Source organism: Streptomonospora arabica (assembly GCF_039531585.1).
GTDB classification, from domain to species: Bacteria; Actinomycetota; Actinomycetes; order Streptosporangiales; family Streptosporangiaceae; genus Streptomonospora; species Streptomonospora halophila.
This window is the reverse complement of sequence record NZ_BAAAQI010000018.1, coordinates 51,115-75,002: the sequence shown is the minus strand read 5'-3', so window position 1 is coordinate 75,002 and position 23,888 is coordinate 51,115. Positions and strand designations below refer to the sequence as shown.

Below are 23,888 nucleotides of genomic sequence, written 5' to 3'. Positions count from 1 at the left end.
CCGCGGCCCCGGCGGCCGCCACCGGGCGCCGCCCGCGGTTCGCCGCCGCGGCGGCCCCGACCGCCACCGCCGTTGAAGCACGGAGCAGGCCCGCATGATCCTGACCTGTACGCCCAACCCCAGCGTCGACCACACGCTCGAAGTGCCCGAGCTGCGCCTCGGCGGCATACTGCGCATCAGGTCGCCTACCACCGAGGCGGGCGGCAAGGGGGTCAACGTCTCCCGCGCGCTGCGCGCGATGGGGCATGCGACCACCGCCGTGCTGCCGGTCGGCGGCGCGACGGGTGCCGAGCTCACCTCCCTGCTGGGCGACCTGCACCACGTCGCGGTGCCGATCGCCGGCACCACGCGCAAGAACTTCACGCTGGCCGAGGGCGACGGCACCACGACCAAGCTCAACAGCTCCGGCCCCGAACTGGCGCCGGAGGAGATCGACGGCCTGCTGGAGACGGTCGAGGCCGAGCTGGCGCGCGGCCCGGAGTGGCTCGTGGCCAGCGGAAGCCTGCCTGTCGGTGCGCCGGTCGACTTCTACGCGCGCCTGGCCAAGCTGGCCGGCTCCCGCGGCGTGCCGCTCGCGCTGGACACCTCGGGCGAACCGCTGGAGGCCGCTGTCGCGGCGGGCGGCAACGCGCTGCTCAAGCCCAACCGCGAGGAGCTGAGCGCGCTCGCGGGCCGGGATATGGAGACCGTCGGCGACGTCGCCCGCGCAGCAGGCACGGCCGTGGCCCGGGGCAACCGCGCGGTCCTGGTCACCCTGGGGCCGCACGGAGCCGTGCTCGCCGAGGCCGACGGCACCTGGTGGGGCCAGGGCCCGTCGGTCGTGCCGCGCAGCACCGTGGGCGCGGGCGACTGCGCGCTGGCGGGCTACCTCTCGGCCGACGGCTCGCCGGAGGGGCGCCTGCGCCGCGCCGTGGCCTGGGGCGCGGCGGCCGTCGCACTCCCCGGAACCACGGTGCCCGGCCCCGAGGACCTCCGTGCCGAGTCGGTGCGGGTGGTGGCCGACCCGCCCGCGTCCTGGCGCCTGGACGACCTGTAGCGACGCCGCGGGACGCGTCAGGCCGGCGTCCTCCCGGCGCGCCGGGCAGGGCACGTCGGCCGCCGGGGGCCGCGGCCCCCGGGGCGTTGCCACGGGCGCTCGGCCCGCGCCGACGCCGGTGCGGGCCGCCGACGGCGCCGTTCTGTCGCAGCCCCCTGCCATGATCATTCCGTCATCGGGCAGAGGCCACGACCGGGAGGAAGCCGAGCAGTGGACGCCGAGCAGGAACGCGGTCCCGCCGCCGCGCACCCCTTCCATCGCGCCGGGCCTGTCGCCCCCGCCCCGAACCGCGGACGGTGAGGGCGACGGTGGCTGCAGCGGCGGCGGAGGGCGCTCGGGCCGGTGCGGTGCCGCGGCCGCGGCACCGGCTAGAACTCGGGCATCACGAGTTCCTGGCCGGGCTCGATCTCGGACTCGCTGAGGCCGTTCACCTTCACGATCTCGTGCACGGTGCTGCGCGGATCGTCGCCGGGACGCACACGTTCGGCGATCGACCACAGGGTGTCACCGTCGCGGACGACCACGGTGGGAGGCGCCTCCTCGTGCAGCGCCGACTCCGCGGGCGCCGGGCCCGTGGCGGAGGCTCCGGCGGTGCCCACGGCCAGCAGCAGGCCGGCCAGAAGGGCGGTCGCCAGCGCCGAGACCGCCGCGCCCACCACGACGCGCCCTCGGCGCGTGAGGCGCTCGTTCCACAGTTCGGCTGCGGCGCCGAGCACCGGAGCGGGGCGCGGTGCCGGGACGGCGGCCGGGCGCAGAGCCCGCGCCGGGGCCGGTGCCGCCTGCCGCGGACGCCGGGCCGCCCTCGGCGGGGCCGCCGCGGCGGCGCTCCACTCGGGCAGCTGCCGCGCCCAGTCGAACAGCGCGCCGTCGTGCGCTCCCGGGAACGGGTCGGCGCCGGAAGCGCCTTCGCGTTCGGCCTCCTCGGCCGGCGGCGCCTGCGGCGGGACCACGGAAAGCCGCGCGCGCCGCGGCAGCCGGACGGCGGGCCCGCGGTCATCGGTTCGTGGGGTGTCGGGCCAGGTCAAGGGGGATTCGAACGCAGTGGCGGATTGAGACGCTGACATAGTCATGGCCGCACAGTCCTCACCTTCGTACGCCAGTTCGTTAGAACTAACGTTCGATTCCTACCGCATTCGAGCGAATTTTTCAGCACCATCTCGAACGTTTGTTTGATATTGCCGTGTGCACGCAGTAACGTTGGACATGTTTCGCTGCGGTATCGGCGACGCCACGTTCAGTGGCTGAACACGCGCTACCGCTGCCGAACACTGATCGACCGGCTGGTCCCTCGAGTCGGGGGATCCGCCTGACGCCCGCCGATAGCCGCACCCAGAACAACCGACCGCCGAGGAGGCCGGCCGTGCCGGAGGAGAACCACGGAACCCAGGAACCTCACACGGGCGGGGGGTCCGTCACCGCGCTCCGGTCCGCTGCCGCTCCACCCGCCGATTCTCAGGACTCCGCTGACAGCGCCGAGGGGGCGCCGCAGCTCACCGCACGCCAGCAGAGCGTGCTGAACTGCATCCACCGCTATGTGCGGCAGCGCGGATATCCACCGTCCATCCGGGAGATCGGCGACGCGGTGGGGCTATCGAGCCCGTCCAGTGTGGCGCACCAACTGAAGGTCTTGCAACGCAAGGGCTACCTCTACCGCGACCAGAACCGCCCACGAGCGGTCGAAATCCGCATTCCGGGCCAGCCGCCGGTGCGCTCCTGGGACCAGCTGGAGGAGACCCCCGAGGCCGACGAGTCCCGCGCGACCGCCGTCCCGGTGGTCGGGCGCATCGCGGCGGGCGGCCCCATCCTGGCCGAGGAGTCCATCGAGGACGTCCTCACGCTGCCCAAGCAGCTCGTGGGCGAGGGCCGGCTGTTCATGCTCAACGTCGTCGGCGACTCGATGGTCGACGCCGCCATCACCGACGGTGACCTGGTCGTCGTCCGCCAGCAGCCCGAGGCCAACAACGGCGACATCGTCGCGGCGATGCTCGACGACGAGGCCACGGTCAAGGCGTTCAAGCGCGACTCCGACCACGTGTGGCTACTGCCGCGCAACGACGAATACGAGCCCATCCTCGGCGACGACGCCACCATCCTGGGCAAGGTGGTGGCCGTGCTCCGGCGCGTGTGAGCCGCCGCCGCGTCGGCATAACGAGTTCGCCTCGCTTTGGCACGGGTTCGTGATCTTCGCTGTAGATCACGAACCCGTCGCCTTTTCGGAACCCAACGGTTATCCCTGACCCCGCCCCCGCACCGATCCCCCGCCCTACGCCGCGACGGCGGCTCCGCGCCAGGGACCAAAGGCCGAATCCTCGCGTGCCGCCCGACGCTCAGGGCCGCCCGGCGCGCCGCACGCCGCCGATCCCCGGCACACCCCGCACCCGCGGGCGCGGCGGGCACTACGGTAGGGACCATGCCCGTCCGCTCGCCCTTGCGCGCCGCCGCCGTCTCCGCGCTCCTGGCGGCCCTCCTGGCCACCGGCTGCAGCCCCGGAACCGACGACTCCGGGCCCGCCGAGCCGCCCGGCATCCGGCCGCAGCAGAGCGAGGTCACCTTCCGCAGCGGCCCCGACACCCTGCACGGCACCTTCGCCCTGCCACCCGGCGGCGGTGGCGACCTGCCCGCGGCGCTGATCGTCTCCGGCAGCGGCCCCACCGACCGCGACGGCAACAGCCCGGGGCGGCCCGACGCCGGCACGAACAAGAACTTCGCGCGCCTGCTGGCCGACATGGGGGTCGCCTCCCTGCGCTACGACAAGCTCGGCAGCGGCGAGACCGGCATGGCCTCGCGCGAGGAGGACGCCGCCGTCGGCTACGGCGTCTTCGCCCAGGAGGTCGCCGACGCCTACGCGCACCTGGCGTCGCGGCCCGAGGTCGACCCCTCGCGGCTCATCGTGCTGGGCCACAGCGAGGGCGCCCTGTTCGCGCTGCGCGCCCACGAGATCGTCGAGGAGCATCCGCCGCGCGCACTCGTCCTCGCCGCCCCGCCGGGCCGCCGCTACCTCGACGTCGTCGACCGGCAGATCACCGAGCAGGTCCGCAGGGCCGAGGCCGCCGGCTCCATGGACTACGCCGCGGCCGACCAGGCGCTCTCGGACGTGCGGACCGCCGTCGCCGGAATCCGCGACGGCGACGAACTGGAGGAGGCCGACCTCCCGCAGGGCTTCGGGGGCCTCTTCGCTCCCCGGTACCAGGACTTCCTGCGCCGCATCGACGCGATGGACCCCGTGCGCCTGGCGCGCGGCCTGCCCGCCGGCACCGCAACGCTCGTCCTGTGGGGCACCGCCGACTCGCAGATCGCGCGCGGCGACGTCGACCGCCTGATGACCGGGCTGCCCGACGGCGAGCGGGCCGACATCCCCGGCGCCGACCACGTGTTCCGCAGGTACAGCGACGCGCCCGGGGCGGAGGCGCTCGACTCCCGGCGCCGCTTCTCCCCCGACGTGGCCCCCGCCCTGCGCACCTTCCTGGAGTCCGAGACCGGCCTCTAGCCGGGGTGTGTTCGATGATCGGCGGTTCAGCCGGAACACGGCGCCCGACCGGCACCGCGTGCGCCCGGCAGTGGCGGGCGCGTGCGGCCACGGCCTCAGTAGTCGCCCTTTTCGATCTCGGCGGTGACGGCCCGGGCCAGGGACTCGGCGTTGGCCAGCGCCACGTCGGCGGGGATCGACTCACTGGCCTGGTAGTCGACCGCGGCGGTGTGGCAGGCCATCGTGTACAGGTTCGACAGCCGCACCGCGGTGCAGCCCCAGTCGAAGCCCTGCACCGACTCGCTCCAGCCCTTGGCCTCGTCGCCGAGCCCGGACAGCTTGTGCGGAGACGCCTTTCCCCGCGCAGCCGCCTCCAGCGCCGTAGACGCGGCCTCGGTCCCCGGCCTGCCGGTGCGGTCGGCGTAGCGGACGATCACCACGCGCGCGGCCGCGGGCACCTCGGAGGCGGTCTGCGGCGTCTCCCAACGGCACTCGTAGCCTTCGCGGCGCTCCGGGTCGAAGTCGGCGATCCTGCGGCTGAGCTCGGTGTCGCGCGCGGGGACCAGGCCGTCGAGGACGCCGCCGGGCACCACCGAGCAGTCGGGCGCCGACTCGTACTCGCCGCCCGGCGCAGAGGTGAGCGAGACGATCGCCCACACGCCGGCGGCGGCCAGCACCAGCACGACGACCGCCAGTGTGGCCACGACCGCGGTGGCGCATCCGCGGCTCTGCGCCGGTGCCGAGGAGATGGGCTCGGGCTGGGCGGCGGCGCCGAACGGTGCGGGAGGGCCGGGCGGCGCGGGCGGCCCGTGGCGTTCCGGCGGGCCGGGCGGCCCGGGCACTCCGCCCGGCCCGTGCCCGGGACCGCCCGAAGGTGGCTGGGCCATGCGTGCCTCCCTGTACTGCCGTCCTCGTGGTGCTCGGCGCGCGGGGCGCAACCCGGCGGCGCTGCGGCGCCCAGTCACGCTACTACCCGCGCGGGGGCGGACTCCCCCGCCCGCCCGGCAGGCGAACACGCGCCCCCGCCGACAGCGGGCGTGCGACCGGCAGCGCGCGCGGCCGCCCGCGGGACCGGACCCGGCGGGGCGTCCTACAAGGAGTCGGCCACCCGCTCTGCGGCGGCCACGGCGCCCTCGCGGGCGGCGGCGTAGTCCATGCCGCCGTCTCCGGCGTCGCCGCCGTAGAAGACCTGGATGAGCATGTTGTCGCGGCGGAAGACGACCTCGGCGGAGGCGGCGTCGGCGGTACCCGGCCAGACCAGCGCGCCCTCGCCCAGCTCGGAGACCGGATCGGCGCCCTCCAGGTCGCCGATGGGCGCCAACTGCTCCAGCCGCCGGCCGGCGGCGCGGGCGCCGCTGACCTCGCCGGCCTTGTCGGTGAAGTGGGCGGTGAAGTCCAGATGGAGCGAGCGCGGCGGGGCGTCGTCGGCGCCCACCGAAGTCCACACGCAGGTGGAGCTGTCCGCGTTCTCCATGGGGCCCTGCCGGCTGGTCTCCAGCTCGGCGCCGGGCACCAGCTCGGTCACCGCCTCCTGGGGCACCGCCGAGCAGGCAGGCGCGGAGGCGTAGGTGTCGGCCTCGTCGGCCTGTTCGGCCGGCTCGCCGCGCCCCACCAGCAGACCGGCGGTGACCGCGACGGCCACGACCAGGACGGCCCCGGCCCCCGCCGCGATCCACAGCCGCCGCGCAGAGCCGTGCCGCTCGCCGCGGACCCGCTGGTCCGGCGCGCGCCCGTTCCCCGCCATCGGTCAGGCCACGACGACGTTGACGAGCTTGGGTGCCTTGACCACGACCCTGCGGACCTCCTTGCCGCCGATGAAGCCCTGCACCTTCTCGGAGGCGAGCGCGAGCCGCTCCAGCTCATCGGGTTCGATGTCGGGGGCGACCTCCAGCTTGTCACGGACCTTGCTGGAGACCTGGACGACACACGTGACCGACTCCTGTGTCAGCAGTTCGGGCACCGGGGTGCGCCAGTTGCCGACGGCGACGGGGCCGGTGTGGCCCAGGCGCTCCCAGCCCTCTTCGGCGGCGTAGGGCGCGAACAGCGACAGGGTGGTCGCGACGACCTCGGCGGCCTCCCGCACGGCGGGGTCCTTGGCGCCGGGGCCGGAGTCGATCGCCTTGCGGGCCGCGGTGACCAGCTCCATCAGCCGTGCGACCGCGACGTTGAACCGGTGGGCTTCGACGGCCGCGGTGATCTTGTCCAGCGCCTGGTGGGTGGCCTTGCGCAGCGCCGCGTCGCCGTGGGCGGGGTCGGTGCCCGGCGCGGAGGCCGCCCCGGCCTCGGCCATCACCTTGAAGGCCCGGTTCAAGAACTTCAGCGAAGCGGCCGGCGAGACATCGGCCCAGTCGATGTCGTCCTCCGGCGGGCCGGAGAAGATCACGGTCAGCCGCACGGCGTCGACGCCGTACCTCTCGATCTCCTCGCCCAGGTCAACACCGTTGCCCAGGGACTTGGACATGGCCTTGCCCTGGTTGATGACCTGGCCCTGGTTCAGCAGGCGGCGGAAGGGCTCGGTGAAGGACACCATGCCCATGTCGTAGAGGACCTTGGTGAAGAAGCGGCTGTAGAGCAGGTGCAGGATGGCGTGCTCCACGCCGCCCACGTACTGGTCGATCGGCCCCCACTCGGCGACCTTGTCGACGTCGAAGGGCGCGTCGTCGACCTGCGGGGAGCAGTAGCGCAGGTAGTACCACGACGAGTCGACGAAGGTGTCCATCGTGTCGGTGTCGCGCTGGGCTGCGCCGCCGCACGAGGGGCAGGCGGTCTCGACCCAGTCGGAGGCGGCGGCCAGCGGCGAGACGCCCTTGGGGGCCAGGTCGGCGCCCTTGAGGTTGTCGGGCAGGCGTACTGGAAGCTCGTCGTCGGGAACGGGGACCTCGCCGCAGGCGGGGCAGTGCACGATCGGGATGGGTGTGCCCCAGAACCGCTGCCGCGACAGCAGCCAGTCGCGCAGGCGGTAGTTGACCGCGGCGGCGCCGGTGCCGCGCTCGCCGAGGATCGCGGTGATGCGCTCGATCGCCTCGCCCTTGGACATCCCGTCCAGCGGGCCGGAGTTCATCAGCCGGCCTTCGCCCGCGGTGGCGACACCGGTCTCGGCCGGGTCGCCCTCGCCGGTCTCGACGACCTCGCGCACCGGCAGCCCGAATGTGAGCGCGAAGTCGAGGTCGCGCTGGTCGTGGGCGGGGACGGCCATGATGGCGCCGTGGCCGTAGTCGGCCAGGACGTAGTCGGCGGCCCACACGGGGATGCGCTCGCCGTTGACCGGGTTGACGGCGTAGCGGCCCAGGAAGACGCCGGTCTTCTCGCGCTCGGTCGACTGGCGCTCGATGTCGGTCAGGCGTGAGACCTGGGCGCGGTAGGCCTCGAAGTCGGCCCGGTGCTCAGCCGCGCACAGCTCGTCGGCCAGTTCGGCGTCGGCGGCGACGACGAAGAAGGTGGCGCCGTAGAGGGTGTCGGGCCGGGTGGTGAAGACGGTGACGGGCTCGTCGCGGCCCTCGATGCGGAACTCCACGTCGGCTCCGGTGGAGCGTCCGATCCAGTTGCGCTGCATCAGCAGCACGCGCTCGGGCCACTTGCCTTCGAGCTGCTCCATGTCTTCGAGCAGGCGGTCGGCGTAGGAGGTGATGCGGAAGTACCACTGGTTCAGGCTGCGGCGCACGACCTCGGTGCCGCACCGCTCGCAGCGGCCCTGCACGACCTGTTCGTTGGCGAGCACGGTCTGGTCCTTGGGGCACCAGTTGACCAGGCCCTCGTTGCGGTAGGCCAGGCCGCGCTCGAAGAAGCGCAGGAACAGCCACTGGTTCCACCGGTAGTACTCGGGGTCGCTGGTGTGCAGCCGGCGCGACCAGTCCAGGGCGACGCCGTAGCGCTTGAAGGACTCCGCCTGGGTCTCGATGTTGGCGTAGGTCCACTCGGCCGGGTGGGTGCCGTTCTTGATGGCGGCGTTCTCGGCGGGCAGGCCGAAGGAGTCCCAGCCGATGGGGTGCAGAACGTTCTCGCCGAGCTGGAAGCGGTAGCGCGCGACCACGTCGCCGATGGCGAAGGCCTCGGCGTGGCCCATGTGCAGGTCGCCGGAGGGGTAGGGGAACATGTCGAGGACATAGGAGCGCGGGCGGTGGTCGGCCGGGTCCTCACTTGCCGTGAAGGGGTTCTCCTTGGCCCATCGCGCCTGCCACTTGTCCTGGAGTGCGCGGGCGTCGTAGGAGTCGCTCGCCACCTGGTCTCCGTCTACCGCTGTCATCGCTGGATCGTCCTCTAACCGGTCGCACTTGAGGGCACGGGGCGGCTGGGAGGTCGCGACCTCGTCGCCGCGCGCCCTCGGGGTCGGCTCCGCCGCGGCGGGCTGCCAGCCGGGCCTTTGCACCAAGGTTAGCGCGGTTCGCGGCGGCTCCCGGACGCGGCGGCGGCCGGCCGGGCCGCCGTGCGCGGACCCCGGACCGGCCGGACGGACGATATGCGCGGCGCGGCTACCGGCGGCGGGAGCGGCGCAGGCCCCGGCGGGTCCTGCCCTCGGCCGGCTCGTCGGCGGGGGCGCCCCCGCGTTCGCGGGCACCGGCCGCCCGGCGGTACTCCATCGCGGCGCGCTCGTGCTCCTCGGCGGCGAGGCGGCGCTGGCGGACGGGTTCGGGTTCCAGCTCGGCCTCCTCCTCGGGCGCCGGCCGGTGGATCTCGGCGTCGCGCTCCATCACGGGGCGGCCGGCGACCTCCTCGTCGAGCAGGTGGCGGGTCTCTCGGTCGATGTCGGTGGTGATGGGGGTGGTCTCGTGCCGCTCGCCCTCGATTATCGCGGCGGCCTCGTGGTCGATTCCGGTGTCCATGGCCCCGCGGTCGGCGTTCTCCTCGACCACCGTCTGCGGCGCGAACCGGCCCCGCTGCCACCGGGGGAAGCGGCGGCGCTGCGGATCGGCCAGGCCCGCGCGGAAGTAGGTGCGCGGCTGCCGGGTCCACTGGACCAGCCACCAGGTCGCGAAAACCGCGACCGCGAGGAACAGGATTCCCGTGCTCCATATCCACGCCGGCATGTCGGTCTCCTCGGGGTGTGTGTCCACTGTCCCTTCTCCGGTCCCACTGCCCGAGAAAGGGCCGCGGGAACGGCTTCGGGCGTTCGGATCGCCGCGGCGATGGGAGAATGGCACCCGGGCGGCCTCCCCGCTTCCGCCCCCTTCCCGCGGCCGTGCCTGCACAGCGACCGGCCGCGCCCCTCCCGCCGTCCCGCCTGCCGGTGCGCTCGCCGCGTACCGGACACACCCTCCTAGCCTGTGGAGATCCTCCGAAGATGACCGTGTTCGCCTCCCCCCGCCGCGCCCGCCGGATGCTGATCGCCGCCACGGCGGTACTCGGCCTGCTGATAGGCGCCGGGGCCTGCGCCCAGGGCGAGCCGGAGCCGGCGCCGAGCAGCTCCGCGCCGGTTCTGGGTACCGACAACGACCGCGTCCAGCTGATGGAGGGCGCCCCCGCCTCAGTCGAGGGCACCGCGAAGACCGGTCCGGTCGAGCTCCAGCTGAGCGGCTACCGCGACGGCTCGGAGCCGACCGTGGTCATCACCGCCCGCCCCGAGAACGGCGAGACCACCGAGCACACGCTGACGCTGGGCGAGCACCTGGAGGCGGGCGGCGCCTCCTGGCGGGTCTCCGAGATCGGCATCAGCGAGTCGGAGGCCCAACCCGCGAGCGTGACGCTGATGCGCGAGGCCGAGTGAGGCGGGCGGACACACGGACCCGTGCCGTCCCCTCCCAGGCGGAACCAAGTTACTCTGCGGTAGAAAGGTGACCGGACCCACCTAGCACTGCAGGAGGCGCGATGCTCAACCTCGCCGCACTACTCGAAGACGGCGCCCGAACGACCCCCGAACGCGACTGCCTGGTGTTCGGCGACCTGCGGATCGACTACGCCACGACCAACATGATCGCCAACCAGGTGGCCGAGATGCTCACCGCGCGCGGCATCGGGCGCGGCGACCGGGTCGCCCTGGCGAGCCCCAACACGCCCTACTTCCCGTTCGTCTACTTCGGCGCGCTCAAGGCCGGGGCGGTGGTGGTCCCGCTCAACGTGCTGCTGACCTCCCGCGAGATCGCCTTCCACCTGGAGGACTCGGGCGCGAAGGCGCTGTTCGCCTTCACCGGCACACCCGAACTCCCCCTCGGCGAGCGGGCGTTCGCCGCGTTCAACGACACCGCCTCCTGCGAGCTCTACATCGACCTGCCGGCGACGCCCGGTGCGGTGGAGTCCCAGATCGAGGGAGCCGAGACCATCTGGGCGGCGCTGGCCGGCACCGGCGGGACCTTCTCCACGGTGCAGACCGACGCCGACGAGACCGCCGTCGTCATCTACACCAGCGGCACCACCGGACGCCCCAAGGGCGCCCAGCTGAGCCACATGAACCTGATGTTCAACGCCGTCGCCTCCGACGCGCTGTTCGACAGGTCCGAGCACGACGTCTATCTGACGGTGCTGCCGCTGTTCCACATCTTCGGCCAGACGACGATGATGAACTGCGGCCTGTACCGGCACGCCACGCTGGTGCTGCAGGCCCGCTTCGACCCGGACGAGGCGCTGTCGCTGATGGAGCGCGAGGGGGTGACCGTGTTCGCCGGTGTGCCGACGATGTACTGGGGCCTGCTCGGCGCCAAGGGCGAGCACGACATGGCCGCCGTCGCGGCCAACCTCAGCACCGCGGTCTCCGGGGGCAGCGCGCTGCCGGGCGAGGTCGCGCGCAACGTGAAGGACCGCTTCGGCGTGGAGATCCTGGAGGGCTACGGGCTCTCGGAGACCTCGCCGGTGGTCTCCTTCAACAATCCCAAGGTCAAGGCGAAGACGGGGTCGATCGGCCGCCCGATCTGGGGTGTGGAGATGAAGCTGGTCGACAGCGAGTTCGAGGACGTCGAGGGCGAGGGCCCCGGCGAGATCGCGGTGCGCGGACACTGCGTGATGCAGGGGTACCACAACCGCCCCGACGCCGACGCGCAGGTCTTCAAGGACGGCTGGTTCCGCACCGGCGACATCGCGCGCCGCGACGACGAGGGGTTCTTCTTCATCGTCGACCGCTCCAAGGACATGATCATCCGCGGCGGCTACAACGTCTACCCGCGTGAGCTGGAAGAGGAGCTGATGACTCACCCCGAGGTCAGCCTGGCCGCGGTGGTGGGCGTCGAGCACGAGCGCCACGGCGAGGAGATCAAGGCGTTCGTGATCCGCGAGGAGGGATCGGCGCTGACCGAGGAGCAGCTCGTCGAGTGGTCCAAGGAGCGGCTGGCCGCCTACAAGTACCCGCGGCTGGTGGAGTTCCGCGACTCCCTGCCGATGACGGCGACCGGCAAGATCCTCAAGCGCGAACTGCGCTGAGCACCGCCTCCAGGGGCCGTGCGCGTGCGGTGGGGGCGGGGGACGGGCGCCGCTCCCCCGCTGTGGCGGACCGCCCCCGCGGGTGCCGGCTCACAGCGGCCGCCACTGGGCGCCGCAGGCCGCGCAGCGGAACTCGACCGGCTTTCCGCAGGTCTTGCAGTGCGGACCGGGACTGTACTCGCCCCGGTGGTCGGCGTGGCGGTCGGCGAAGTAGCGCAGCTGCATGCAGGCGTTGCAGCGGAGCTGCACGGTGGTGGGGCTTCTGGGCCAGGGGGCCTCAGGCTCGATGGGGTGGTCCGTCGACTCGGCGTCTGACTCGGTGTCCATCTCGACCCTTCGCGCGGCGCGGTTGTGGTGTCATCAGCCGCCACCCTTGCGAACACGGGCCGGGCGGTCAAGGCGGGGGTGGGCGCTCCGCGAGCAGCCGCTCGACCCGCCCCGCCGCCTCGGCGAGGCGCTCGGCGGGCAGACTCCCCCGGTCGAGGGCGGCCAGGACCGCGTCGCGGGCGGCCGTAAACAGCGCCTCGTCGGCGACGTGCGCGGCCGCGGAGGCATCGACCGCACCCGCCGCGATCCCGGCCGCCTCCGCCGGGTTGCCCAGGCACAGCAGGTCGGCGCCCGCCGCGAGCGCCGCCGCCGCGCCGCGCGCCACCCCCTCGATGCGCTCGACCGCGCCGGTGTGTGCCGACAGGCCGCGCATGTCCAGCGCGTCGGTCACCGCCACGCCCTCGAAGCCCAGTTCGTCCCGCAGCAGCTCGTAGCAGCGGGCGGAGACGCTGGCCGGCGCGGTGTCCAATGCGGGGACGGCGAGGTGGCCGGCCATCACCATGTCCGTCCCGGCCGCCACGGCCGCGGCGAATGGGACCAGCTCGCGGCTGCGCAGGGTGTCGGCGTCGGCCGCCACCACCGGAAGGTCGAGGTGGGAGTCGGTGGCGGTGTCGCCGTGGCCGGGGAAGTGCTTGGCGGCGGCGGCGACCCCCGCGGCGTGCAGCCCGTCGACGAACGCGGCGGTGTGGGCCGCGACCCGCTGGGGGTCGGCGCCGAAGGACCGGTCGCCGATCACCGGGTTGCGCGGGTCGGAGCCGAGGTCGGCGACCGGCGCCAGCGCCGCGCCGATCCCGGCTGCGGCCAGCTCGCGCCCCATCGCGGCGGCGGCCCGGCGGGTCCGCTCGGGCGAGCCGCGGCCCAGCTCGCCGTGGCCGGGGTGGGGCGAGGTTCCGGCGGCGTGCAGCCGGCTCACGCGCCCGCCCTCCTCGTCGGAGGCGGTCAGCAGGTCGGGCCGCAGCCCGCGCAGTTCGGCGGAGAGCCGTGCGGGATCGTCGGCGAGGTTGTGCGCGAAGTAGAGGACGGCACCCACGCCGTCGTCGACGGCGCGCGCCAGCCACGGCGGTACCGCGGTGCCCGCGAACCCGGGCATGAGAACGGTGTGGGCCAGGCGGCGCAGGGCCGGATCGCCGGCCGCGCTCACTGCTTCACCGCGCCCTGGGTGAGCCCCGAGACGAGGCCGCGCTGCACGAGCAGGAAGAACGCCATCACCGGCAGGGTGATGACGGTCGAGGCGGCCATGACCTGACCCCAGTCGGTGGTGTACTGGCCGAAGAACTGCCGCAGGCCCACGGCCACCGTGTACTTCTCCGACTGGTTCATGAACGTCAGGGCGAGGATGAACTCGTTCCAGGCGGTGATGAAGGAGAAGACGGCGGTGGCCACCAGGCCGGGCGCCACCAGCGGGAACAGCACCGACCAGAACATCCGGGGCCACGAGCAGCCGTCGATGTAGGCGGCCTCCTCCACCTCGGCCGGGACGGCGGCGGCGAAACCGCGCAGCATCCACACCGCGAACGGCAGCGCCAGGGCGATGTAGACCACCGACAGCCCGATCAGCGAGTTGAGCATCCGCAGGTCGCGCACCTGCAGGAACAGCGGAATGACCAGCGCCTCCAGCGGCACCATCTGCACGGTCAGCACCAGCACCAGCACGGTGGTGCGCAGCCGGAAACGGAACCGGGCGACCGCCACGGCGGCCAGCAGTGCCAGCAGGCTGCTGCCGGCCACCGTCAGCGCGGCGACCGCAAGCGAGTTGCCCAGGTAGCGCAGGAAGCCCGCCTCGGCCAGGACGAACCGGAAGTTCTCCAGGGTGACCGACGCGGGCAGCAGCGCCTCGGTGCCCGAGGCCGGGCGCGCCGAGAGCGCGCTGACGAGCATGAAGTAGGCGGGGAACAGGGTGAACGCCAGCACGCCCGCCACCGCCAGGACGCGCGCGAGGGTGCGCGCGTTCCGGCGCGCCCCCCGGCGCCTGCGGGGGGTCACCGCAGCTCCTCGTCGCGGAAGAGCGTGCGCAGGTAGACCACGGTGATCGCGAGCAGCATCAGCGTGAGCAGCACGGCGATCGCCGAGCCGAGACCGTAGGACTGGTTGGCGAAGGAGCGCACGTAGGACCACACCCCCAGGTTGAGCACGTCGCGGTTGCCGCCCGAGCCGCCGGGCATCAGGTAGACCTGCGCGAACACCTTGAAGTCCCAGATGGTGGAGAGGATGGTGACCACGGCGAACACCGGCCGGATCGTGGGCACGGTGACGTTGCGGAACCGCTGCCAGGCGCCCGCGCCGTCCAGCAGCGCGGACTCGTGCAGCTCGCGAGGGATGGTCATCAGCCCGGCGAGCACGGTCACCGCGACGAACGGGAAGCCGTGGTGGATGACGTTGAGCGCGGCGATGGCGTAGAAGGCCGTCCGATCGGCGAACCAGTTGTACCCCTCGGGCCCGAGCAGGCCCGCTGTCTGGAGCAGGCGGCGCACCAGCCCGTCGTCGACGTCGAAGATCCAGACCCACACGTAGGTCCCCGAGACCGCGGGCATGGCCCAGGCGACCATGATGCAGGCCAGGACCGCGGTGCGCGCGAACCTGCCGAGCGTGTTCAGCAGCAGCGCCACCAGGGTGCCGAAGGCGACGGTGCCGGCGACCGCCACGACCGCGAACACCGCCGTGTTGGGCAGCGCGACGGTCCACAGGTAGCGGTCGCCGAGCAGGCGGGCGTAGTTGTCCAGACCGATGAAGTCGCTGCGCCCGGACACGACGTTGTCGAGGCCGTAGTCCTGGACCGAAAGCCACACCACGCGCCCGATCGGGAACAGCAGCAGGAGCCCGATGACCGCCAGGCCGGGCGCGAGCAGCGCCCAGGGCAGGACGCGGCGGCGGGTGCGCGCGCCCACACGGGGGCGCCTGCCGCGGCGCCCGCCCCCGGTCGGCGCTCCCGCCCCCTTCGCCGCGGGCGCGCCGGCCGGGGCACCGGGGTCGTCGGCCTGCCTGGTCGAGAGCGAGTCGGCCACCGCGTCAGGAGTCCTTGTTCAGGATCTGCTCGATCTCCTCGGCGGCGCGGGAGGTGGCCTCCTCCACCGTGGCCTCGTCGGTGAGGATCTCCTGGAGCATGGCCTCCAGCACCTTGTCGCCCTGCACCTTGCCGAAGTTCTCGGTGGCGGGCAGGCCGCGCCCTGCCTCGCTCATCTGCTCGGCAAAGGGCCGCACAAGCGGGTCGTCGGAGGAGGTGTAGGGCTCCAGCTGCTTCTTCTTGCCGGGGAAGTAGGTGGTGGCCTCCGCCCAGCGGTCGGCGTTGGCGTCGTCGGTGAGCAGCTCGATGTAGGACCAGGCCAGGTCCGGGTTCTCGGTCGTGTTGGAGATCGTGAGGTGCGAGCCGCCCAGGAAGGACGGGCTGTAGCCGCCGTCGGGGCCGGGGATCGGGAAGGCGCCGATCTTGCCCTTCAGGCCGGGATCGGCCTCCAGCATCGCGGCGGGCGTCCAGCTGCCGCCGATCATCATGGCGACGTCGCCGGAGATGAAGTTGTCCTGGAGGTCGGTCTCCATCCAGGTGGCGGCTCCGGTGCTGGAGAGCCCGTCCTCGGTCGCCAGGCCGGTGTAGAAGGAGAGCCCTTCGCGCGCCTCGGGCGAGTCGAGCCCGGAGGTCCAGCGCCCGTCGGAACGGGTCGCGATGTCGGCGCCGCTTCCCCAGACGAAGGGCAGCGCCTGGTAGACGGCGTCGCCGGGCACCGGGAACGCGGTCATGCCGTCGCGCTCCTCGGCGACGGTGAGGGCGGCCTCGCGCATCGCCTTCCAGGTGGTGGGCTGCTCGATGCCGAGGTCCTCGAAGACGTCGGTCCGGTAGATGACCGAGCGCACGCCCGCGTACCAGGGCACGCCGTAGAGGCCGCCTTCGACGGTGCCCGCCTCGGTCAGGCCCGGCACGTAGGCGTCGGTGGAGCCGACGCGCTCGGAGACGTCCATCAGCGCGCCCGCTCCGGCGAACTCCGGGGTCCAGGTCGTGCCGACCTCGGCGACGTCGGGCAGGGTGTTGCCCGCGATGGCGGTGGTGAACTTGTCGTGGGCGTCGGCCCAGGGCACGAACTCCACGTTCACGCGGGCGCCGGTCTCGTCGCGGAAGTCCTCGGCCACCCTGTCGAAGTAGGCGGTGGCGTCGGGGTGGGTGCCCTCCATGATCCAGACGTCGAGGGTCTCGCCACCGGATCCGCCGTCGGATCCGCCGCCGCATGCGGTGGCGAGGAGGGCCAGGGCGGCGGCCGCCGCTGCGGCCTGCGGTCGTCGGGCGCGGGTGCGTGCCATCGGAGATCTCCCGTCCACTCGCGATCCCCCGGGGTGGTAAGGAACTTACGCAAAATCGCAGCCGGTGTGAAGTAATCGACACACAACGGCCCGGCAACTCGTGCGCGGTCCCGGCCGCCCTCGGGCGTCGGGTCGACACGCTACCGCCTCAGACCGTCACCGTCCGTTCGCCGAACCGGTCCGCGCCACATGCCGTGTCCGGCGTTTTCCGGCGGCCGCGGGAACCGACGCTCGTCAGAAGGCGCAGGGCAGCGACTTGATCCCGTTGACGAAGCTGGACGCCAGCCGCTTCGGGCGCGCGGCGGCCCGGATGCCGGGCACGCGCCGGTGCAGCTCGCGGAACATCACGGTGACCTCGCGCCGCGCCAGGTGGGCGCCGAGGCAGAAATGGGGGCCGGGCCCGCCGAAGCCCAGGTGCGGGTTCGGCTTTCGGGTGATGTCGAAGGCGTCGGGGTCGTCGAAGACGGCCGCGTCGCGGTTGGCCGAGGCGTAGAAGAGCAGCGCCTTGTCGCCGGCGCTCAGGCGGTACCCGTTCAGCTCGTAGTCGCGGGTGAGCGTGCGGCGCATCCACACGACCGGTGAGGCGTGGCGGACGATCTCCTCGACGGCGCCGGGCGCGTGGGCGTCGAAGTCCGACCACCACAGGCCGCGCTGCTCCGGGTGCTCGGTGATCAGGCGCAGGCCGTGGCTGATGGCGTTGCGGGTGGTCTCGTTGCCGGCCACGGCCAGCAGGGTGAAGAAGGAGCCCAACTCCTGGTCGGTCAGGGCCTCGCCGTCGACGTTGGCGTTGACCAGGGCCGAGGTGAGGTCGGAGGTCGGCTCGGCGCGCCGCTGCGCGGCCAGCTCCGCCAGCAGCCGCGACAGGCCCTCGCCCGCCTCCAGCAGGCGCGCCATCGCGGTCCCGGGGTCGCTGCCGAGGTACTCGGGATCGTTGCCGGCCAGCACCACGTTGGAGCTCTCCAGCACCTCCCGGTGGCGGTCCTCGGGGATGCCCATCATCTCGCAGATGACCACCAGCGGCAGGCGGGCGGCGACCTGGGACACGAAGTCGCACGGCCCGGTCGCGAGGAGGTCGTCGACGATGCGGGCGGCGTGGCGCTCCACGTCCTCCTGCAGCCGGGCGAGCATGCGCGGGGTGAACCCGCGGGAGACGATGCGCCGCAGCCGGGCGTGCCGGGGGTCGTCGAGGTTGATCATGGACCCGAAGTACTCGGCGAAGTCCGCGGGCATGTCCGGGATCGAGACGGCGCTGGGCTCGGACGCGAAGGCGCCGGGCTCGCGACTGGCCTCGGCCACGTCGGCGTGGGTGACCAGCGCGTGATAGCCGGGGCCGGGCGGCAGCGGGCCCATGTCGGGCTCGGCGTAGAACTGCGGCGGGTGGCTGCGCAGGCGGGCGAAGGCGGCGTGCCGGTGTTCCAGGGGCAGCTTCCAGAACTCGTTGTCCGACAGGTCGATGCCGGAGATGTCGGGCAGCGTGCCGGCGGAGGGCGACTGGGCCATGAGGGGTGGGCTCCTTGCGGCTGTTGCCGGAGACGTCCCCCACACTCTTTACACGAGTGGAAGCGGTGTCAAGTTCCGCCGGACCGGGCGGACTCGTCGACCAGCGGACCGCGTCCCGGCGAAGCGCTCAGCGCAGGCGAGCCCTCCGCCGGCACCGGCGGAGGGCTCGTCATGGTTCGGGGGTTGCGGAGGCTCCGCGCGCTAGAGGTCCTCGACGCCCGCGAGGAAGGCCTGCCACTCCTGCGCGGGGAACACCAGATGCCCTTGCTCCCGATGCTGCGTATCGCGAACGAGGGTCTGCGCACCCTCGGCAACCTCCACGCAGTTGTCCGCACCACCGCTGCTGTAGCTACTCTTGTGCCAGGCACTGACGCCGCTCACTTGAACTCCTCCTCGATTTTGCAAACCAGATCCCGTGACGCGCCCGGGGCCGTCGGGGCTCGGCGGCGGAGGAGGCGGCGGGGGCTTCGGCGCGGGCTGCGGAGGTCCTTCGTGGCGTGCCATGGCGGCTCCCTTCGGCGGTGGCCGGTCGCCGCCACGCTTACCCGGATATCACCCGCGGTCACCGGATGTGACCGGGAGTGGACACGCCCAGGTCCGGCGGCCCGGCGATCCCGTCGGGCTGTGCGGCGGGCGGACCACGGCGGGGGTCGCCGGCCGCGGCGCCGCCGCGGCCGGCGGACGCTCGAGCTAGTCCGCGCCCCCCGTGGCTATGCGCAGCGTCGAGATCAGCTCCGCGGGCTTGTAGACGGCCTGCCCGATGGCCGCCGAGAACGCGGCGAGCATGTGCAGGTAGATGGCGGGATCGCCGTTGGTGAAGCGTTCGGCCGCCTCCTCCTCGCCCACCGAGTAGGCCTCCCACACCGTGATCACGGCGAACTCGACCTCGGGAGGGAGCATGTCGGCGACGGTCGAGGCGACGGCCTCGCGCGAGTCGGCCGGCTTCCAGACCACGCCGGTCTCCTGCACGCGCCGGGAGAGGAAGGAGCCGAAGACCTTGAGCTCGGAAACGGTGGTGTCGGTGTCGTCGCCGATGTCGGCCAGGGTGCTGTCCAACAGGTCGCGGTCCTTGCGGACGTAGGCGTCGACCAGCGTGATAGCGAGCTGCTTCGTGCGGTCCGTGTCGTCTGTGCCAGGCATACTCCCATGATGCCCGCACCCGTGCCTTGGATGGGCATCAGCCCGGCTCCGCGCGCCGCCGCGGCCGGGCCCGGCCCCGCGTCAGCGGGGGGACCCGGCCGCCGGCCGGTGCCGCGGCTACTCGAAGCGCGGCCGCAGCGGCATGTGCGCGGCGGTGCCGTCGAGCTTGACGCCGAGGATCTGGTGCAGCTGGACGACGTTGCGCTCGAAGCCGAGGATGCAGCCGTTCATGTACAGCCGCCACACGCGGGCCGTGCCCTCACCGACCTCGCGGACCGCTGCGTCCCAGTTGCGGTCCAGGTTGTCGGCCCAGTGCCGCAGCGTCAGCGCGTAGTGCTCGCGCAGGTTCTCCTGGTGGCGGATCTCGAAGCCGGCGTCGTTCATCCGCATCTGGATCTCGGCCGGGCCCTCCAGCTCCCCGTCCGGGAAGACGTAGCGGTTGATCACGCCGCCGGGCTTCATCGCCGGAAGGTCGTTGCGCGGGCGGGTGATGCAGTGGTTGAGCAGCCGCCCGCCCGGCTTGAGCTTGTCGTTGAGCCCGGCGAAGTAGTCCGGCAGGTTCTTCTTGCCGATGTGCTCGGTCAGGCCGATGGAGCTGATCCGGTCGTAGATCCCGTCGGGCACGTCGCGGTAGTCCATGTGCCTGACCTCGGCCAGATCCGTCAGGCCCTCCTGGGCGATGCGCTTGCTCGCCCACTCGGCCTGCTCCTTCGACAGCGTCACGCCCAGCGCCTTGACGCCGTACTCGCGGGCGGCGTGCATCACCATGCCGCCCCACCCGCAGCCGACGTCGAGCAGCCGCATGCCCTCCTCCAGGCCGAGCTTGCGCGCCACGAGGTCGTGCTTGTCGTACTGGGCCTGCTCCAGCGACGCGTCGCCGCTGCCGAAGACCGCGCACGTGTAGGTCATCGACGGCCCCAGCACCAGCTCGTAGAAGGCGTTGGAGACGTCGTAGTGGTGGTGGATCACCTCGGCGTCGCGGTCCTTCGCGTGTCGGGTGCCCAGCCAGGACAGCCGCCCGCGGCGCATCTCCTGCGGCGGCGGCGGGATGCGGTTGACGAATTTCACCCACCCGATGCCGCGCACGATCCGCGCCATCTCCCCCGGCGGAATCCGCATGCCGTCGTTGAAGGCGACGCCGGCCATCCGGTCCAGGGCGGTGTACATGTCGCCCTCAAGGTCGATGTGGCCGGCCACGTAGGCCCGTGTGAGCCCCATCGCCCCCGGCGACTGGGCAAGGTAGTTCAGCGCCGCCGGATTGCGCACGACCAGTGTCGTGTCGCTCTCGGGGTCGCCGGCCGTGCTGCCGTCATAGGCGCGGAAGCGAACAGGCGCGTCCTTGCCGACGACGCGTTCGAAGATCTCCGCTAGCCGCATGATTGTTCCCTTCTCACCCGCGTCAGCCCACACCGCGCCGTGGGCCGGCGCCTCACTTGTTACCGACGCACTTGGCGTAGAGGTCGAGGAGACGCTCGTCGGGGTCGTAGGCCCGCTTGAGGCCCCGGTACCCCTCGCCGTTGTACAACCCCCAGAACTCGTCCTCGGAGTAGAACGCGTCCGAGTACAGCGACTTGTGGCCGCCCAATCGGGAGACCTCCTCCTCGACCGCCCGGTTGTGATGGGCGCGCCGCTGCCCAGGGCGCATGGGGACCATGCCCCAGAACCCGAAGTTGACGTAGAGCCGCTCCCGCTCCAGCGGGTACAGCGGCCACACATGCGAGCGTCCCGCTGCCGGCGGCGCGGTCTCGCGCAGCCGGAGCGGGCACATCCACACCGGGGACATGCCGATCTCGGCGTGGAAGAAGTCGAGGAACTCGGCGCCGCGCTCGACGCCGACCTCGATGTCCTGGATGACCGGCTCCTGCTGCGGACGGCCGCGGTAGCGGTTGAGCAGCCGGCTGAAGTCGGTGCGCCGGTCCAGCGCCACCAGCCTGCGGTACACGTCCGAGCGCTTCAGCGAGCGCGGCCAAAGCCGGCGCACGGCGGGGCTGCCCAGCCCGAACGCGCCCGAGCACCAGAACCAGTCGGTGTCCCAGCGCCATAGGTAGTCGTGGACCGTGAGGTAGTCGCCGGGGCCGGGGCCGGCGAAGCGCGGGATGGACCGGTAGTAGATGTCGGTGCCGGTGTAGTCGCTGGTCCAGGGCGCGTGGTCGACGAAGGACGCCACGGTCAGGTACAGCTCACCGGGGCCGAAGGCGACCCCGTCGACGAAGTCGACCCGCTCCCCCGCGTGCTCGGCGTCGGCGCAGATCCGCGAGAAGGCCTCCATCGCCTCCTTCGCGCCGCTGAAGCGCAGGTGCCGCAGGTGAACGTACGGCTTGACCGGCTCCAGCTCGATGCGCAGCCGCAGACTGTAGCCCAGCGTGCCGTAGGAGTTGGGGAAGCCGTAGAACAGCTCGCTGTGCTCGTTGTCGCGGCGGGCGGTGACGACGTCGCCGGAGCCGGTGAGGATCTCGATCTCCTCGACCGACTCGTGCGGAAGGCCGTTGCGGAACGAGGAGGCCTCGATGCCCAGGCCGGTGACCGCGCCGCCGAGGGTGATGGTGCGCAGCTGCGGCACGACCAGCGGCATCAGCCCGTGCGGGAGGGTCGCCGCGACCAGGTCCTCGTAGGTGGTCATGCCGCCGACCTCGGCCACCCGCTCGACGGGGTCCACGGCCAGCACGGAGTCGAACGCGGAGACGTCCAGGCGCGGGGCGTCGGTGTCGTCGCGGAACCGGAACAGGTTCGACGTGGGCTTGGCCAGCCGGACCGGGGCGTCCGCGGGCAGGCGCGCGTAGTCGCGCTGGAGCCGCTGCACTGCCTCGACGTGGTCGGCGAAGTCCCGCTGCGATGACTGACGAATCGCTCTCACCCGCTTCTCAACCCGCTCGGCGCGTCGCCGCGCCGCTGCCGTCGTGCCGTACCGCCGGCGATGGCGGCAGGCCGTGGAACACCCTATTCCCCTCCTACCGGCCGGTAGCCCAATGGGGCCTGTGACCAGTGCAACCCGCACACCTGGGAATTCCCGCCAGGCGCGCAGCCCCCCGCAGCCGCACCCGGTCACACGCGCTGCACCTCTTGTTCCCCGCTGCCCGCCGGGCGATGCCTCACCCGAGCCGGGGCGGCCGAATGCGGCCGCCGAGCCGTGTCCCCGCCGAACCAGCCAAGCGGACGCGAGCCGTGCCGTGGGCCCGACACGCGGACGGACGGGCACGGGGGGACTGCGCGGGCGTGCGGGGGCGGGCGGCGGACGCGGTGAGGGCGCGCGGGCGGCGCGGGCGCGGCTGGGCATGCGGGCCTGGGGGCATGAGGTGGGCAGCGCGCGAGGCACGGGGGCACCGCCGGGTCCAGCGCGGGCGCGTGCTCGCCGGGCAGCGTAGGATCGGCCAACGTGCGCATCGCCTTCGTCGACTCCGGGATCGGCATGCTGTCGACCGCTGCCGCCGTGCGCGCGGCCCGGCCCGACGCCGATCTCGTCCTCTCCATGGATCCCGACCACATGCCCTGGGGCGCCCGCGCCCCGGAGGCGATCGTGGGGCGGGTCCTCGCCGGTGCCCGGGCTGCGCTGGGCGCCGGGGGCCCGGGAGAGGCGGGCGCCGAGCCGCCGGACGCGATCGTCGTGCCGTGCAACACGGCGTCGGTACACGGCCTGGCGTCGCTGCGCGAGGCCTTCGAACCGCGGATCCCCGTCATCGGCACCGTCCCGCCGATCAAACCCGCCGCTGCGCGCGGAGGGCCGGTGGCCGTGTGGTCGACGGTGGCGACCTCCCGCAGCCGCTACCAGCAGAGGCTCATCGAGGAGTTCGGCCAGGGCGTGGAGGTCGTGCCGGTGCCCTGCCCGGGACTCGCCGAAGCGATCGAGTCGGCCGCCCCCGAGGCGATCGACGCGGCGATCGCCCACGCGGCCGAGCGAACCCCGCCGCAGACCACCGCTGTCGTGCTGGGCTGCACCCACTACGACCTCGTCGAGGAGCACATCTCGGAGGCGCTGGGCGGCCGGGCCGAGATGTTCACCGCCGCCGGCGCCGTCGCCGCCCAGACCCTGCGCCGCCTCGGCATCGCAGCGACCCCTGAGCTCCCGCTGACAGGCGGCGTCACCGTCCTGGCCAGCGGGCGCCCGACCCGGCTCCCCGCGGCCGCACGCGCCTACCCTTCAGGCGCCGCCCTGGCCCGCGTACCCCAGCCGTAACCGGAGCCCGCGTCGTCAGGACGGGGCGGCCGCAGAACCGCGGTGCGGGGATGCGGACGGTCGCAACCGCAGCATCAGCTCCCGAACACCACCACGATCGACATCACCGCCATGGCCTCCATGGCCACCACGCCTCCTGTCCGGAGCCCCCGCCATCGGCGGCTATGGGGTCCGAACCACACGCCGGTCGCCGTCACCAGGGCAGTCGCGGCCCAGAACACGGCGAAGTACCAGAGCGCCGTCGGGCGCCCGCAGGAGCTCGAACAGAGCTGGACCTCCAGGTGTCCGAGCACGAGAAAGAGGAAAACGACGGGTCCGGTGAGGAGGGCGAGCACGGTACCGATGAGGGGCGGCACGAACCATTTCGGGTCGTAGTCGTCGCCTCCGGCACGCGCGTCCTGCGTTTCGTCACGCTCGTTCTGCATGGGAGGCATGCTCGCAGCCGCCGGCCGATCGTTCCTGAGTACGCAGGCCTACGCGACCGCCCTCGCACGGTGCGGTCGGGCGCAGCGCCGCCGCCTCCGCACCACGGCGGGGCCGGGCACACGAGGCACCCGGTGCCGTCCCGGTCCCGGCGCGGCTCCGGCGTCCCGGCCGGGCGTCCCGGCCGGTGTGCC

The 23,888-nt window shown here is 73.0% G+C and carries 22 protein-coding genes; 6 read left to right on the top strand and 16 right to left on the bottom strand.

Annotated elements, in window-relative coordinates; translation table 11 throughout:
* Positions 1–94 precede the first annotated feature (94 nt).
* Positions 95–1,036 (top strand): 1-phosphofructokinase family hexose kinase, encoded by a 942-nt coding sequence (locus ABD284_RS21950; protein WP_344146854.1) that lies wholly within the window; start codon positions 95–97, stop codon positions 1,034–1,036.
* 368 nt (positions 1,037–1,404) lie between these two features.
* Here ABD284_RS21950 and ABD284_RS21945 read toward each other — a convergent pair whose 3' ends face one another.
* On the bottom strand, positions 1,405–2,061 hold the full coding sequence (locus ABD284_RS21945; protein ID WP_344146851.1) for a LysM peptidoglycan-binding domain-containing protein: 657 nt from the start codon (positions 2,059–2,061) through the stop codon (positions 1,405–1,407).
* Positions 2,062–2,396: 335 nt separating this feature from the next.
* Between ABD284_RS21945 and lexA the strand changes: the two genes are divergently transcribed.
* Both lexA and ABD284_RS21935 read left to right on the top strand, forming a co-directional pair.
* Positions 2,397–3,164: a transcriptional repressor LexA gene (gene lexA / locus ABD284_RS21940; RefSeq protein WP_344146848.1), complete on the top strand. Its 768-nt coding sequence runs from the start codon at positions 2,397–2,399 to the stop codon at positions 3,162–3,164.
* Positions 3,165–3,446: 282 nt separating this feature from the next.
* Entirely contained in the window at positions 3,447–4,523 is a 1,077-nt protein-coding gene (locus ABD284_RS21935; RefSeq protein ID WP_344146846.1) for an alpha/beta hydrolase family protein, read from the top strand.
* Between the two features lie 95 nt (positions 4,524–4,618).
* Here the strand turns inward: ABD284_RS21935 and ABD284_RS21930 are convergent, their stop codons facing one another.
* The 4 genes from ABD284_RS21930 to ABD284_RS21915 form a co-directional block, all read right to left on the bottom strand.
* Complete coding sequence (locus tag ABD284_RS21930) at positions 4,619–5,389, bottom strand: hypothetical protein (protein WP_344146844.1); 771 nt, start codon at positions 5,387–5,389, stop codon at positions 4,619–4,621.
* A gap of 203 nt (positions 5,390–5,592) precedes the next feature.
* Positions 5,593–6,246, bottom strand: a complete 654-nt coding sequence (locus ABD284_RS21925; protein WP_344146841.1) for a hypothetical protein — start codon at positions 6,244–6,246, stop codon at positions 5,593–5,595.
* Between the two features lie 3 nt (positions 6,247–6,249).
* Positions 6,250–8,745, bottom strand: a complete 2,496-nt coding sequence (gene leuS / locus ABD284_RS21920) for a leucine--tRNA ligase (RefSeq protein WP_344146838.1) — start codon at positions 8,743–8,745, stop codon at positions 6,250–6,252.
* Positions 8,746–8,971: 226 nt separating this feature from the next.
* Positions 8,972–9,526, bottom strand: a complete 555-nt coding sequence (locus ABD284_RS21915) for a hypothetical protein (protein WP_344146835.1) — start codon at positions 9,524–9,526, stop codon at positions 8,972–8,974.
* Positions 9,527–9,780: 254 nt separating this feature from the next.
* Here ABD284_RS21915 and ABD284_RS21910 point away from each other — a divergent pair, with 254 nt between their 5' ends.
* Both ABD284_RS21910 and ABD284_RS21905 read left to right on the top strand, forming a co-directional pair.
* Positions 9,781–10,203, top strand: a complete 423-nt coding sequence (locus tag ABD284_RS21910; protein ID WP_344146832.1) for a DUF6406 domain-containing protein — start codon at positions 9,781–9,783, stop codon at positions 10,201–10,203.
* A gap of 101 nt (positions 10,204–10,304) precedes the next feature.
* Positions 10,305–11,846, top strand: a complete 1,542-nt coding sequence (locus ABD284_RS21905; protein WP_344146829.1) for a long-chain-fatty-acid--CoA ligase — start codon at positions 10,305–10,307, stop codon at positions 11,844–11,846.
* 90 nt (positions 11,847–11,936) lie between these two features.
* Here ABD284_RS21905 and ABD284_RS21900 read toward each other — a convergent pair whose 3' ends face one another.
* The 10 genes from ABD284_RS21900 to ABD284_RS21855 form a co-directional block, all read right to left on the bottom strand.
* Positions 11,937–12,173, bottom strand: a complete 237-nt coding sequence (locus ABD284_RS21900) for a hypothetical protein (protein ID WP_344146826.1) — start codon at positions 12,171–12,173, stop codon at positions 11,937–11,939.
* Between the two features lie 67 nt (positions 12,174–12,240).
* Positions 12,241–13,314 (bottom strand): glycoside hydrolase family 3 N-terminal domain-containing protein, encoded by a 1,074-nt coding sequence (locus tag ABD284_RS21895; RefSeq protein WP_344146823.1) that lies wholly within the window; start codon positions 13,312–13,314, stop codon positions 12,241–12,243.
* The gene (locus tag ABD284_RS21890) at positions 13,311–14,051 is read right to left on the bottom strand and encodes a carbohydrate ABC transporter permease (RefSeq protein ID WP_386699716.1); all 741 of its coding nucleotides are present in this window, start codon (positions 14,049–14,051) and stop codon (positions 13,311–13,313) included. The genes ABD284_RS21895 and ABD284_RS21890 overlap by 4 nt, the downstream gene beginning before the upstream one ends.
* Positions 14,052–14,152: 101 nt before the next feature.
* The gene (locus ABD284_RS21885) at positions 14,153–15,058 is read right to left on the bottom strand and encodes a carbohydrate ABC transporter permease (protein ID WP_344146922.1); all 906 of its coding nucleotides are present in this window, start codon (positions 15,056–15,058) and stop codon (positions 14,153–14,155) included.
* A 121-nt stretch (positions 15,059–15,179) separates the two neighbouring features.
* Positions 15,180–16,460 carry a sugar ABC transporter substrate-binding protein gene (locus tag ABD284_RS21880; protein WP_344146817.1) on the bottom strand — a complete coding sequence of 427 codons (1,281 nt, stop codon included), beginning with the start codon at positions 16,458–16,460 and terminating at the stop codon, positions 15,180–15,182.
* A 234-nt stretch (positions 16,461–16,694) separates the two neighbouring features.
* Positions 16,695–17,960, bottom strand: coding sequence for a cytochrome P450 (locus tag ABD284_RS21875; RefSeq protein WP_344146814.1), 1,266 nt, complete (start codon positions 17,958–17,960; stop codon positions 16,695–16,697).
* Positions 17,961–18,161: 201 nt separating this feature from the next.
* The gene (locus tag ABD284_RS21870) at positions 18,162–18,341 is read right to left on the bottom strand and encodes a DUF397 domain-containing protein (RefSeq protein ID WP_344146811.1); all 180 of its coding nucleotides are present in this window, start codon (positions 18,339–18,341) and stop codon (positions 18,162–18,164) included.
* 309 nt (positions 18,342–18,650) lie between these two features.
* Complete coding sequence (locus tag ABD284_RS21865) at positions 18,651–19,100, bottom strand: hypothetical protein (protein WP_344146808.1); 450 nt, start codon at positions 19,098–19,100, stop codon at positions 18,651–18,653.
* 117 nt (positions 19,101–19,217) lie between these two features.
* Positions 19,218–20,477 carry a class I SAM-dependent methyltransferase gene (locus ABD284_RS21860; RefSeq protein ID WP_344146805.1) on the bottom strand — a complete coding sequence of 420 codons (1,260 nt, stop codon included), beginning with the start codon at positions 20,475–20,477 and terminating at the stop codon, positions 19,218–19,220.
* Positions 20,478–20,529: 52 nt separating this feature from the next.
* Positions 20,530–21,954 carry an FAD-binding oxidoreductase gene (locus ABD284_RS21855; RefSeq protein ID WP_344146802.1) on the bottom strand — a complete coding sequence of 475 codons (1,425 nt, stop codon included), beginning with the start codon at positions 21,952–21,954 and terminating at the stop codon, positions 20,530–20,532.
* Positions 21,955–22,506: 552 nt separating this feature from the next.
* On the opposite strand from ABD284_RS21855, the gene ABD284_RS21850 reads away from it, so the two are divergent.
* Positions 22,507–23,271, top strand: coding sequence for a glutamate racemase (locus tag ABD284_RS21850; protein ID WP_344146919.1), 765 nt, complete (start codon positions 22,507–22,509; stop codon positions 23,269–23,271).
* 74 nt (positions 23,272–23,345) lie between these two features.
* On the opposite strand, the gene ABD284_RS21845 is transcribed toward ABD284_RS21850, so the two are convergent.
* Entirely contained in the window at positions 23,346–23,696 is a 351-nt protein-coding gene (locus ABD284_RS21845) for a hypothetical protein (protein ID WP_344146799.1), read from the bottom strand.
* Positions 23,697–23,888 lie beyond the last annotated feature (192 nt).